11 protein-coding genes are annotated in these 13,172 nt (G+C 69.5%); 5 read left to right on the top strand and 6 right to left on the bottom strand.

The annotated features are described in order from the left end of the window. The first annotated feature begins 3 nt into the window (after positions 1–3). Together NY1_RS10745 and NY1_RS10750 are read left to right on the top strand one after the other, a co-directional pair. Positions 4–1,422, top strand: a complete 1,419-nt coding sequence (locus tag NY1_RS10745) for an L-fucose/L-arabinose isomerase family protein (protein ID WP_067710796.1) — start codon at positions 4–6, stop codon at positions 1,420–1,422. Position 1,423: 1 nt separating this feature from the next. Next, positions 1,424–2,899 carry an FGGY-family carbohydrate kinase gene (locus tag NY1_RS10750; RefSeq protein WP_067710797.1) on the top strand — a complete coding sequence of 492 codons (1,476 nt, stop codon included), beginning with the start codon at positions 1,424–1,426 and terminating at the stop codon, positions 2,897–2,899. 55 nt (positions 2,900–2,954) lie between these two features. On the opposite strand, the gene NY1_RS43635 is transcribed toward NY1_RS10750, so the two are convergent. Then, the gene (locus tag NY1_RS43635; protein ID WP_169815332.1) at positions 2,955–3,116 is read right to left on the bottom strand and encodes a hypothetical protein; all 162 of its coding nucleotides are present in this window, start codon (positions 3,114–3,116) and stop codon (positions 2,955–2,957) included. 95 nt (positions 3,117–3,211) lie between these two features. On the opposite strand from NY1_RS43635, the gene NY1_RS10755 reads away from it, so the two are divergent. Then, positions 3,212–3,700, top strand: a complete 489-nt coding sequence (locus tag NY1_RS10755) for a hypothetical protein (RefSeq protein WP_067710798.1) — start codon at positions 3,212–3,214, stop codon at positions 3,698–3,700. A 77-nt stretch (positions 3,701–3,777) separates the two neighbouring features. Then, positions 3,778–3,948, top strand: coding sequence for a ribbon-helix-helix domain-containing protein (locus NY1_RS41890; RefSeq protein WP_157762149.1), 171 nt, complete (start codon positions 3,778–3,780; stop codon positions 3,946–3,948). On the opposite strand, the gene xylB is transcribed toward NY1_RS41890, so the two are convergent. The 5 genes from xylB to NY1_RS10780 form a co-directional block, all read right to left on the bottom strand. After that, complete coding sequence (gene xylB, locus NY1_RS10760) at positions 3,939–5,327, bottom strand: xylulokinase (protein ID WP_067710799.1); 1,389 nt, start codon at positions 5,325–5,327, stop codon at positions 3,939–3,941. The two genes, NY1_RS41890 and xylB, sit on opposite strands and share 10 nt — an antisense overlap. Before the next feature lie 15 nt (positions 5,328–5,342). Next, positions 5,343–6,353 carry a zinc-dependent alcohol dehydrogenase family protein gene (locus tag NY1_RS10765; protein WP_067710800.1) on the bottom strand — a complete coding sequence of 337 codons (1,011 nt, stop codon included), beginning with the start codon at positions 6,351–6,353 and terminating at the stop codon, positions 5,343–5,345. A gap of 79 nt (positions 6,354–6,432) precedes the next feature. Next, positions 6,433–7,437 carry a glycoside hydrolase family 172 protein gene (locus NY1_RS10770; protein WP_218028344.1) on the bottom strand — a complete coding sequence of 335 codons (1,005 nt, stop codon included), beginning with the start codon at positions 7,435–7,437 and terminating at the stop codon, positions 6,433–6,435. 104 nt (positions 7,438–7,541) lie between these two features. Further along, positions 7,542–8,474, bottom strand: a complete 933-nt coding sequence (locus tag NY1_RS10775) for a tyrosine-protein phosphatase (protein ID WP_067710802.1) — start codon at positions 8,472–8,474, stop codon at positions 7,542–7,544. 228 nt (positions 8,475–8,702) lie between these two features. Then, positions 8,703–11,087, bottom strand: coding sequence for a PEP-utilizing enzyme (locus tag NY1_RS10780; RefSeq protein WP_067710803.1), 2,385 nt, complete (start codon positions 11,085–11,087; stop codon positions 8,703–8,705). A 167-nt stretch (positions 11,088–11,254) separates the two neighbouring features. On the opposite strand from NY1_RS10780, the gene NY1_RS10785 reads away from it, so the two are divergent. Next, a complete protein-coding gene (locus NY1_RS10785; protein ID WP_067710804.1) occupies positions 11,255–12,826 on the top strand; it encodes an FAD-dependent oxidoreductase in 1,572 nt (523 codons plus the stop codon). The last annotated feature ends 346 nt before the right edge of the window (positions 12,827–13,172 follow it).

Genomic DNA, 13,172 nt, shown 5'->3' on the forward strand with positions numbered 1-13,172 from the left:
GCAATGGCCCGTATCGGTGTCATCAGCGTTTCCGACGGCCGCGACTATGTGCACGGGGGCATCGTCGGATTCATTCGGGCGGCGGAGGATCGCCTGGTCGCGGCCCTGACCACGGCCGGGCACACGGTGGTCCGCGGTCGAGAACCGGTCGGCACCAATCAACAGGCGGTGGCGGTCGCCAGACGGGTGCAGGCCTCCGGCGTGGACCTGACCGTACTGCACTACGCGGTCTGGGCCTTCCCGCATTTCACCATGCTGGCCGCCGGTGCACTGACCAGTCCGCTTCTGCTGCTGTCGAATATCGATCCGGTCCAACCGGGCATGGTGGGCATGCTGGCCGCGGGCGGCGCGCTCGATCAGATCGGCCGCGACCACGCCCGGCTCTGGGGCGACCCGGAGGATCCGGAGCTGATCGCCGAAATCGGCGCGAAGGCGCGGGCCGCAGCGGCCGTGACGAGCCTGCGCGGCAGCACCTTCGGGCGCATCGGCGGCCGCCCCATGGGCATGAACACCGCCGTCGCCGCCACCGACCAATGGCAGCGCGTGTTCGGCGTGGACGTGGAGGAGATCGATCAGTGGGAGATCGTACGCCGCGCCGAACTCGCCGACGCGGGGGAGGCCAAGGGCGCGCGAGAATGGCTGGAGCGCAATGCCGCCGGGGTGCACTACGACGGCCGCAAGCTCACCCCCGAAATCCTGGAACGCCAGATCCGCTCGTACCTGGCCATGCGCGACCTGATCGCCGAATGGCATCTGGACTTCACCGGTATCAAGGGCCAGCCGGAGCTCACCCAGTACTTCGCCACGATGGACGTCACCGAGGCGTTCCTCAACGATCCCTACGACTGGAACGGCCCCAAACAGACCCACGTCTGCGCCACCGAAGCCGATATGGACGGCGCGCTCACCATGCAGCTGCTCAAGCAGATCGCCGGTACGCCGGTGCTTTTCGCGGATGTGCGCCACTATCACGCCGACCGCGACATCTGGGATCTGTGCAATTCCGGCCAGCACGCCACCTGGTACGCGGCCCGCAGCGCGGACGCCGAGGAGAACCTGGCCAAGGTGCACCTGTATCCGGAGGTGTTCTTCTTTCCGGCCGGCGGCGCGTCGGTGCATCACCTGGCCGCGCCCGGGGAGATGACGCTGGCCCGGCTCACCCGCAAGAACGGCGCGTATCGAATGCAGTTGATGCTGGGCGCGTTCGAGAACTACGACGATCGCACCAACGAACAGCTCATGCGCCGGTCCACCTGGGAATGGCCGCACGCCTTCGCCAGACTCGACGCCGACGCGGGCGATTTCCTGTCCCGCTTCGGGGCCAACCACATTCACGCCGTCCCGGGCGATCATCGCGCCGCGGTGCGCGCGGCCTGCGCGCTGCTGGACGTCACCCTCGACGAATTCACCAGGGCGAGCTGACATGCTGCTGGGCATCGATATCGGCACCTCCGGATCCAAGGGCGTCCTGGTCGATCACGAGGGCCTGGTCGCCATGCGAGCCGAACGCCCGCACCGGGTTTCGACCCCGCGGCCGGGCTGGTTCGAGCACGACGCCGAGCAGGTGTGGTGGGCCGACTTCGTGACCATCGCCCGGGAACTGGTGGCCGCGGCCGGCGGTGAGCTGATCGATGCGCTCGCCGTGAGCGGTATCGGACCGTGCCTGCTACCGGCCGATGCCGCCGGACGGCCGCTGCGGCCCGCCATCCTATACGGGGTGGACACCCGCGCGGGCGTCGAAATCGCCGAACTGGAAGCGGAATTGGGGCCGGAGACGGTGCTGGAACGCGCCGGTTCGCCGCTCACCAGCCAGGCCGTCGGGCCGAAACTACGCTGGCTCATCCGGCACGAACCGGAGGTGTGGAAGGACACCCGGATGCTGTTGATGGCCAGTTCCTTTCTGGTTCACCGGCTCACCGGCCGCTACGTGCTGGATCACCAATCCGCCAGTCAATGCGTACCCATGTACGACCTGATGGCCCGGGACTGGGCTCGCGACTGGGCCGAATCGGTGGCCCCGGGTCTGCCGCTGCCCGAATTGGCCTGGCCCACCGAGATTGTCGGCCGCGTGACGGCCGCGGCCGCTGCCGCCACCGGTCTCCCCGCAGGACTGCCGGTCACCACCGGCACCATCGACGCCTGGGCCGAGGCGGCGGGCGTGGGCGTCCGCGACCCCGGCGACGTCATGATCATGTACGGCACCACGCTGTTCCTCACCCAGGTGCTCACCGCCCCGCGCCCGCATCCCGGACTCTGGAGCACCTGCGGAACCTGGCCCGGCACATACACTTCCGCCGCGGGCATGGCCACCTCCGGCGCGGTCACCGACTGGCTGCGCACCCTCACCGGCAGCGATTACACCGAACTGGTGGAGGAGGCCGCCCTGGTGCCGCCGGGCAGCCGCGGTCTGCTGGTGCTGCCGTACTTCGCCGGTGAGCGCACCCCGTTGTTCGATCCGGATGCGCGCGGCATGATCGCCGGGCTCACCCTCAACCACACCCGCGCCGACCTGTACCGGGCCGTTCTGGAAGGCATCGGCCACGGCGTCCGCCACAATCTGGAGGCCATGACCGCCGCGGGTGGCCGGGCCCGTCGCCTGGTCGCGGTCGGCGGCGGTACCAAGGGTGGCCTGTGGACCCGCATCGTCTCCGATATCACCGGTCTGCCGCAGCAACTTCCGGCCGATACCGTCGGCGCGGCGCTGGGCGACGCGCTGCTGGCGGCCGAGGCGATCGGCCTCGGCACCGCGCACTGGAATCCGGTGATCGACACCATTCAGCCCGATCCCGCGCACACCGCCCGCTACGAGCCGTACCACCGCCACTACCGCGCCCTCTACGAATCCACCCGTGCCACCGCGCATTTCCTGGCGGCCGAGCAGCATCGCGCGGCGCACTAGTCATCCCGGCGAACCGTATGGATTCCGGCTGAAAGCATGCCGGAATGACGAGGGGTCAGTCGTCGTCGCGGGTCTTCGCGGCCGGGGGTTTGCCTGTCACGCGGATGACCCCGGCGTCCAGGTCCAGGTCCAGCCGCGGGCGCACCGGTTCGCCGGTGCTGTCCGAGCTGTCGTCCTTCTCGATCTTCTTCCCGAAGAGTTCGCCCATGATGCCCACGCCTCCACGATAGTGAGCGCCCCCACCTACCGCCGAATTGGAAGGGGTGCTCCAATTGATGTGAAGCGAACATTCCAATTGAAAGGCGTTGTGTGATGGACGTAGTCAATGTGCACGCGCGCAAGCTCCCCGTTCCCGCCGGGAAGGTCGCCGACCTGCTGGAAACCTTCGGCAGCGGCGACGCCGACCGGGTCTGGCCGGGCCGCCCGTTCCCGGAGATGCGCGTCGAACAGCCCCTCGGCATCGGCGCGGAGGGCGGGCACGGCGGCGGCACCTACACGGTGGTCGGCTACCAGCCGGGCCGCTGGATTCGCTTCCGCTTCACCGGCGCTCCGGAGATGGCCGGCTTCCACGAGTTCACCATCGAGCCCATCGACGAGCAGACCACCGAACTGCGCCACACCACCGCCATGCGCCTGCGCGGCCTCTTCCCGCTGCTGTGGCCGATCGCGATTCGCGCGCTGCACGACGCCTGCCTGGAAGCGCTGCTGGACCGCGTCGAGCGCGAACTCACCGGCGCGGTCCGGAAACCGCATCCGGTGGGCTGGTATCCGCGGCTGCTCTTCCGGCTCGGCGTGATGTGAAGTGAATTTGTTTCAACATCTGGCCGACCGGCGCTCATCCCCGGGACACACCGCCGCCGGGATGGTATTACTTGCCGGTGGCATGGACTTTGCGGCTCAGCGAGAGTGAAGAGGCTGCGCTGACCGCGCAGGCGGTGATGGAAGGGCGATCCAAACAGGAGATCGTCCGCGACGCCCTCCGGACCTATCTGGAACGGCAGCGCGCCTGGGACGATTTCCTGTCCGACGATCCGGTCGTCTACGGATAGTAGGTATCCCGCACCTCCGCGTAGCGCTGCCGGATCGCCGCCCCGAGACCGGCTGCCGCGGAATGGAATTCGACGGCGGGCGGGGTCAGCCAGCGCGGCGGCCGCGGACCGCCGCGCAGCGCCCAGGCGGCTTGGCGGGCCGCGCCCAGCGCCACGTACTCACCCGGATTCGGCACCGCCACCGTGCGCCCGAAAATGGTCGCCGCGGCATGCGCGATGAGCCGGGACCGCGACGCCCCGCCGATCAGCAGAATGCGGCGCGGCACCGTGGGCAGCCGGTCGAAGGCGTCGGCGATATTGCACAGCATGCCCTCGATGGCGGCCCGCGCCAGATGATGCGGGCGCATGGTGTGCGGTCGCAGCCCGTGCAGGCTGCCGGTGGCGTGCGGCAGGTTCGGCGTGCGCTCACCGGTCAGATAGGGCAGCAGGATCAACCCGTCGGCCCCCGCGGGCGATTGCGCCGCAAGCACTTCCAGCCCGGACACGTCGGTGCCCAGCAGCACGGCGGTGGCATCCAGCACGCGCGCGGCATTGAGCGTGCAGACCAGCGGCAGATACGCCCCGGTGGCATCGGCGAAACCGTTGACCGCGCCGGAGGCGTCCGCGCTGGGCTGCGCGGCGCGGGTGAAGACCGTCCCGCTGGTGCCCAGCGACACCACCACATCGCCGTCCTCGATGCCCAGACCCAGTGCGGCGGCGGCATTGTCGCCGGTGCCCGCCGCGACCAACCGGCCGCCCGGGGTGTGCCCGGCCACCTCGGCGGGCGCCAGCACCCGCGGCAGCGCGGGCGTGCGGCCGCGAAAAGCCAAGGACAGCAGATCGGTTCGATAGTGCCCGCCCGCTGGTGACCAGTAGCCGGTGCCGGAGGCGTCACCGCGATCGGTGGTGGGCTCGGTGGCCGGATCGCCGCCGCGCAATTGCCAGGTCAGATAGTCGTGCGGCAGCATGACCCGCTGCGTCCGGTCGGCCAGTTCGGGTTCGTGGTCGGCGAACCAGCGCAGCTTGGCCACCGTATGCGCGGCCAGCGGCACCGAACCGACCGCGTCCGCCCAGGCCTGCGGGCCGCCCAGCTCGGCCACCAATTGCGCGGCGGCCTCGGCGGAGCGGGTGTCGTTCCACAGCAGCGCGTCCCGCACCGGATTGCCCGCCGCGTCCAGCACGATCAGGCCGTGCTGCTGCCCGGCCACCGCGATCGCCTCCACATCCCGCATCATGCGGTCGCAGGCGGTGCGCAAGGCGTCCCACCACAGGTACGGCGGCACCTCCGTCCCGTCCGGGTGCGGAATCTGCCGCTGCCGCAATACCGTTCCGGTATCGGCGTCGCACACCACCAACTTGCAGGACTGCGTGGACGAATCCACTCCGGCAACGACCGTCATTGGCCCCTACCCGTCTTATCGCGCCGCCCGCCGCCCGGGGTGCAGCTGAATCTTGCGGCCGGTGCCCGCGCGGAAGGTGCGCAGCGCCTCGTCGAACTCGTCGAGCGAGAAGTCGTGGGTGATCATGGTTTCCGCGTCGATGACGCCTTCGCCCATGAGATCCACGGCCCGGCCGAAACTGTGCAGGACCGCCATCGAACCCACGATGGTGATCTCGTCGTTGTAGATGCGGAACGGCGAGACCGCCGCCCGCGCCGTCGCCGCGGCGACGCCGAATTGCTGATAGGTGCCGCCCCGCCGAACCCGGGTCAGCCCGTCCTCCATAGCGGCCACCGAGCCGCTGCATTCGATGACGATCTCCCAGCCCTCGGGCCGGTCCAGATCGTCGGCGCCGACGGTGGCGGCGTCCGCGCCGAGCGTGCGCGCCACCGCGAGCCGGTTGGGATTGGTGTCCACCACCGATACCGAGGCCGCCCCGGCCGCGACGGCCAATTGCGTCATGAGCAGGCCCATGGTGCCCGCCCCGTAGATCAGATAGTGCGTGCCCAGTTGCCGGGGCAGCCGGTCGAATCCGTGCACGGCGCAGGAGAGCGGTTCCACCAATGCGCCGTGCGCGGCCGGGATATGCCCGGGTAGCCGATAACAGTTGGCGGTGGGCGCTTTCACGTATTCCGCCATGGCGCCGTCGACGGTATCGCCGATGGCGCCCCAGTTCTCGCACAGATTTCCGCGCCCGATCGCGCAGTAATGACAGCGGCCGCAGAACAGCGAGGGATCGACCGCCACCCGATCGCCCACCCGTACGCCGGCGGTTTCCGGGCCGAGTGCCACTACCTCCCCGGCGAATTCGTGTCCGGGCACGATGGGATAGGGCGTGGGCGGGAATTCCCCCTCGGTGATATGGATATCGGTTCCGCAAATCCCGACCGCGTCCACTCGTATCACCGCTTCGCCCGGACCGGGTGCGGGATCTGGGACAGTTTCGACCGAGAACCGGCCCGGCTTCTCGACGACCAACGCGCGCATAGTAATAACGATGCACCCGACTCCCGGGTAACCGGCGCTTTTTACCCAATAGCAATCGAATGGTCAGGGAAATAGGGGATCAGGGGAGCGATCGATACCAGAAGGCGGTCGTCGCCACGTGCGCGTGATCGAGGGGTAGGTAGTGCCCGTCCTCGCGCCAGCCCAGCGCCTGCACGGTGGCGCGCAGTCCGGTGTCGAAACAGATGGGGTCGGGAATGTGCCAGCGGTACATGCCGAATCGCTGGTGCGGTTCGTAGATGCGGTCGCGCGGCTGCACCTGCACCAGGCCCAGATATGGGGTGGAGTAGGGCAGTTGCGCGCCGTTGAGATCGAAATTCCAAGCGCCGCCGAAATAGTCCTCGGTGCCGGTGCCGCAGATGGTCGGGAATTCGGAGTCGTCGTCCAGATAGAACTTCAGCTCGCCCTCGCCCCACCAGCCCGGAACGCGGGGTTCGATGGCGAGATACGTTCCGGCATAACGGCCCGGACCGCCGGCGACTTCGACGATGGGATGCACGGCCGGATTTCCGAGTGGATCGCTGCACCGCCAGAGTGCGTGCAGATAGCCGGAAGTGTCCGGAACATCCTCTTCCAGATAGGTGATCTGATAGTAAACAGGTACCGACCGGTCGGAGCCATTGTGCAGGGTGATCAAGGCGTGCGAGCGGAACGGCATGGGCCAGTAGCTGTTCAGGCCGCCCGCCGGGGCCACCACGATCAGCTGCGAATTCACCAGCGCCAGCTGATCCCAGCCATTGCAGAAGAAGTCGCCCAGCGGCACCGCCACCGCGGGTTCGGGGCTGCCGTCCCAATGCATCTGGAGGGTGAAGTGCCGCAGCAGCGTGCGGTCGGTGGTGAGCCACAGATGCCGGATCACACCGGGGCCGGAAATATCGGCGAGCGTGGCGGTTTCACCCGGCGCCAGGTCGATGGACGGTGAAACCTTCCAGCCCCGGCCCAATCCCGCCGCCGCGAACGCCCCGGTACCGGCGATGGCGCGGCCACCCGCCCCGGGCGCGCCGGTCGGATTCTCCGCGCTGACCGAGCGGGTGCGCCGCCCATCGAGCTGCCAGATCTCGTGCACCATGCGAATTTTCGCATGCGCATCGGCTATATGTCTGCGGACATGCCAGAACACGACAATGCCGGCGCCGCCCCACACGCGACACCGGCATCCGAACCGGCTGCTTATCCGAACGGACCGGACCGCTCGACCAGCCGGTAGGTGAGCTTGCCCGTCACATCGCCGTTGAGGCCCAGACCCTGCTGCACGAACGTGGCCATCGAACCGTAGGAGGCGTTGATCTGGTTCAGCGCCGCGTCCAGGAATTCCCGCTGCACGCCGAGCACCGGCTCGAACAGCGTCCGGTCCTGCACCAGGCCCTGCGCCACCAGCGCGTCCAGGGTGGCCTTGTTGCTGGCGGCCAGCTTGTCGTTGGACAGCAGGTAGTTGGCGTAGATGTCGTTGTTCGAGGTGCCCAGGATGCTCATCAGGATCGCGGTCAGCACGCCTGTGCGGTCCTTACCCTGCGTGCAGTGGTACAGCACCGGGCCGTTGGCGTCGGCGATGCTCCGCAGCGCGGTCGCCAGCTGCTGCCGCGTGGTCGCGTCCGTGATCATCCACTTGTAGTAGTCGACCATGTACTTCACGGCCTTGCCGTCACCGAGCACCTGCTGCTGGTACGCCGGGCCGCCCTGCACGGCCTTGGCGAAGAACAGGTAGAAGTCGTTGGCCGGATCGTAGATCGGCAACGTCTGCACCGGGATCGAGGCCGGGATCTTGTCCGGGTTGGCCGCCCGCTCGGTCGGCGAACGGAGATCGATGATGTTGGTGATGCCGGCGGAGACCAGCGCCTGCTGATCGGCGTCGGTGAGGCGGTTCAGGGCGTCGGTGCGGTACACCAGGCCCGGCTTGATCTTGCCCGCGGTGGCCGAAACCCCGCCGATGTCACGGGCGTTCGGGGCGGCCTGCAACGCCAGCGGGGCATTGGCCGGAGCCTGGTGTGCGATGCCGGGGACGGCCGGGGCGGCGAACGCGGGTGTGACCGCGATCGGGCCCGCGGCCAGGAGTACGGCGGCAACACCGGTGAGGGTGCCGCGTACAGCGCGCGAATACGTCACTAGCGATATTCCTTTCCAAAACGGACCGGGCAGTGGGTGCCCGGCCCGGGTCACAACCGAACGCCGCACCGGATTGCGGCGCGGCGTTCGAAGTCGGCCGCGGCGACATTGCCGCCGCGGGGTAGCGGAACGGGATACAGCGGGCGAACTCCCGGCGCGGGTCCCGGTGAGCGGTGTCGCTCTTGCGGATCGGGCGGTGACCCCGGTGGATCGCCGCCCGGGCCCGCATCAGTCGGCGTCGGCCAGCAGGGTGATGGTGCCGGCGGCGCCGTCCACCCGGACCCGCTGTCCGTCGCTGAGGCTGGTGCTCGCGGTCTTGGTGTCCACCACGCAGGGGACCCCGAACTCGCGGGCCACGATGGCGGCATGCGAGGCGGCGCCGCCGATATCGGTGACCACCGCGCCCGCGTAGCCGAACATGGCGGTGTGGCCGGTGTCGGTCACCGAGGCGACCAGGATGTCGCCGGGCTCGATATCGTCGTCGAGGGACAGCACCCGCTTGACGGTGCCCTCCACCACGCCCGGGCTGACGCCCAGACCGGTCAGGGTGCCGCCGATCGGCAGCGCGCCGGAGACCTCTTCCGGCTCCCATTCACCGTTCACCACATCGGGCATGCGCACGCCCTGGTAGCGGGTGCGCTCGGCGCGGCGGCGGGCCACCCGTTCCTTCAGATCGGCCGGGGCCCACAGGATCTCGTCGAGGGTCAGGAACGCCGAATCCTCGATCTCGGTGAGCCTGCCGGCCTTGATCAGGCGGGCGGCGCGCTCCTGGGTGGCCAGGCGCAGGCAGTTGGTGACGCGCACCACGGCATCGCGGGCGCGTTCGCGGTAGACGGTCGCGCCGACGGCCATCTTGGCGGTGCGCGAGGTCGGGTCCGGCACCGGTTCGCGGTGCGGCGCGGGCATTTCCGCGGCCCGGCCGGCGGCGGTCACCAGCAGTTCCGGGCGATCGCCGAAGGTGGCGTTGATGAGCTCGCACTCACCCGGGCCGCGATGGCCGATCCGGGCCAGTTCCTCGTCCAGGGCCCGGGCGAACTCGGGCGACTTCTCGCGCGCGGCGGCCACGTCACCGGACTTGGCGACGCCCTGCAGACCGGAATCCTTGCGGCACAGGGCCGCCAGGCGCTCCACGGCCAGCATGGTCTTGGCCGACTCCAGGCGCTCCAGGTTGATCTTGACTTCGCCCTTGTGGGCGGCGGTGGCGGCGCCGGTCATCATGACGCCGATGGAAGCGGCCTGCCACGCCTGGTTCAGGCGGTCGCGCCACAGCAGGGCGCGGGCGTGCAGCTGCTCATCGGTCAGCTCGGCGATACCGTCGCGGTCGATGGCCTCCGCGTGCGCGGCGGCATTGATCAGCTCGGCGGTCTTGGCGTAGCTCATGGCGGTGCGGGCGACCCGGCCCATCGCCTTGAAAGTGCCCGCGCGCTTGGCCATTCCGGTCGGCATGGCGGGGCGGCCCTTGGGGTGTAGCTCCACATCGCCGATGGCGCCGTACACGTCGCGGCGCACGCTCTCCTCGTCCCATCCGGGCATGTTCTCGGCCGAGAAGACGCCGATCGAGGCATTGATGTACATGTGATGCCCGAGCACGCCGGTGACCCGGGAAACCCAGTGCTCCAACGCGATTCCCTCGATGGCGATCATATTGCCCATGGCCTCGTTGCCGAGCCGGATGGCACCCGCTTGCAGATCGATGGTCAGCGGGGTGAGCGGGCCGGGCAGCGCCTCGGAGGTATTGGTGGCGGTGAACACCGGGATGCGGTCGTCGATGAGATCGTCGAACTCGCCCTGAAGACCCTCCGGCGCACCGGATTTCAGCGCGTAACCGTCGGAGGTGGGCGCGTTCTGCGGCACCACGTGCGCGGGCAGCGGGATCGCGCCGGTGCGGCTGCGGAACCCGGAACCGGCCGCCTTGCGCCCGTGCAGGCCGCGCGCCACATCGACGATCACTTCGTTGGCGGTCCAGCCGTAGCGGAAGCCCCACTCCTCGCGGGCCGCGGTGGTGTCCAGGCGCGGCCGGTTCGCCGCCGACTTGGGCAGCCACGGCGTGTACTTCACGCCCGCCTCGCGCAGGATCCGCTTCACCTCGACGCCGGAAACCTCACCGGGAGCGGCCAATTCGACGATGCCGCTGCGCTGCGACAGCGCGGCCTGCACCAGGAAGCGCTCCAGATCGTCGTAGTGCAGCACCTGGAAGCCGTCCTTGCCGGCGGTCAGCGATTCGAGCGTGCGCCAGCCGGCGCCGTCGATGCGGCGACCGGCGACCAGCGCGGTCCGCACGATCAGCGCGTCGGCTCCGCTCGCGGTGACGGCGCGCTCGACCGAATCCTGGCCCGCCGCAACGGGAACCACCAGCCGCACCCCGGCTTCGGCGGCCGCCTGCGCGATACCGGCCACCGCATTGCCCGCCAGGTGCACCACGGCGTCCACGCCCGTGACGGCCCGCGCGCAGGTCCGGGCGTCGGCCGGATCGCCGACGGTCTGCTCGACCCGCGGATCGACATAGCGATCCCGCTGCCGGTCCAGCCCCGTGACCTCGTGCCCGGCCGCCAGCAGCATGCGCGCCACGGCCTTTCCGCTGGGCTCGGTGACCCCGGTGACCAGAATCCGCATTGACTCTCCTCCTCATGAAGCGCCCCCAACCACAAGTGACGCCGTTCACACACCATCGGTGGTAGGCAGGCCCGGCACGGGTCGCAGTCCCGGTCAACGGGATCACCGAGTCGCTCAGCAAGATGCGGCGCTAGGGCAGCCCCGGTCGGGCGGGCACCGTCGTACCCATGACAGTGCGGAATTCGGTGACGCCCCGCGCGGCGAGCACGGTGAACAGCTACGACCTCGAGACCGACGTGCTGGTCGTCGGCTACGGCGCGGCGGGCGCGGCGGCCGCCTTCGAGGCCGCTCACACCGGAGCCCGGGTGCTCGTCGTGGACCGTGCGGGCGGGCCCGGCGGCGCTTCCGCCATGTCCGGCGGCGAGATCTACCTGGGCGGCGGCACGCCCATCCAGATCGCCTGCGGGTACAACGACACCCCCGAAGCCATGGCCGCCTTCCTGAAGGCCGCTCTAGGCACCGGCGCGGACGCGGTCAAGATCGACGAATACTGCGCGGGCAGCGTCGAGCACTTCCAGTGGCTGGTCGACCGCGGCGTCCCCTTCAAGCCGAGCATGTGGGACGCCCCCACCTGGGTTCCGCCCACCGACGACGGCCTCATGTGGCTGGGCGAGAACAGCTGGCCCTTCACCGAACTCGCGCATCCCGCCCCGCGCGGCCATCGCCCCACCGCCAACGACTTCGGCGGCAAACTGCTGATGGAATGCCTCACCGCCGCCGCCGAATCGGCCGGTGCGACAGCGCAATTCGATACCTACGTCACCGCGCTCATCGTCGCCGACGGCGATGCTGCCGCTGCCGCTGCCGGCGACCCCGACCAGGCCGCCGGGCGTCACCCGGCCGTCGCCCCGCGCGTGGTGGGTGTGGTGGCCCGCCGCTACGGCAAGGAACTCACCATCCGCGCCCGCCGCGGCGTCGTCCTCACCACCGGCGGCTTCGTCGACAACGACCCCATGCTCGCCGACCACGCCCCCGAACTCCTCGGCCACACCAAGGTCAGCGCCGGTACCGACGACGGCAGCGGCATCCGCATGGCCCAGGCCCTCGGCGCGGCCGTCCGACACATGAACGCCGGCCAGATCGGCATGTCCCTCATCCCCGGCCTGGCCGCCCGCGGCATGGTCGTCAACGGCCTCGGCCGCCGCTTCATCAACGAGGACACCTACCCCGGCCGCATCGGCCAATCCGCCCTCTACCGCAACAATATGGGCGGCAGCTGGGCCGGCACCGACACCGCCGTCTGGGTGATCGTCGACGAAACCGGCTTCGAAGACGTCCCCGAACCCCAGCGCTGGGGCGTCCAGCCCACCCACGTCGCCGAAACCCCCTCGGAACTCGAAGAACTCACCGGCCTCCCCACCGGCTCCCTGGTCGACACCATCCGCCGCTACAACGAACTCGCCACTGCCGGAACGGATCTCGACCACCACAAATCCCCGCGCTGGCTGCGCCCACTGGTTCCGCCGCTGGCCGCCATCGACGTGAAGGCCGGTATCCGCCCGCCCGCCGAATCCGGCGACCGCCGTGGCACCGGCGCCTCGGTCTTCACCCTCGGCGGCCTGCACACCGACCTCGAAGGCCACGTCCTGGATCTCGACGCCCGCCCCATCCCCGGCCTCTTCGCCGCAGGCCGCGCCGCCAGCGGCCTACACGGGTTCGGCTACATCTCGGGCACCTCCCTCGGCGATGGCACCTTCTTCGGCCGCCGAGCCGGCACCGCCGCTGCCCGAAACGCCTGACGGTTCCTCTGCTCACGCCCCCGGAAAGTGAAACGCCAACCCGGGAAACCCTGCCCTTCATGATCAGTGGCACATGAGTGAGGCGACACGCCGGAAACCCCCTCACTCATGTGCCACTCAACCTCGAACGTCTTTCGTTCTGTTGCTCGAGAAGTCGACAACGGCCGTAACGACGCCGGAAGGCGAGAGAACGGCACCCGTCAGGGGGACCACAGCCGGGGACGGCACCCGACGCAACCACACTATTTCGTTTCCGCTCTGCGGACCCCACCGCGACCCGCCCACCGACGCCCTCGAACAAGGCGTGTCGCTGTCCATCCAGCCCCCACTCGCCGGTAACACTCAC

Origin of the sequence: Nocardia yamanashiensis NBRC 100130 (assembly GCF_001613325.1) — a bacterium.
In the GTDB taxonomy this organism is placed as follows: Bacteria; Actinomycetota; Actinomycetes; order Mycobacteriales; family Mycobacteriaceae; genus Nocardia; species Nocardia yamanashiensis.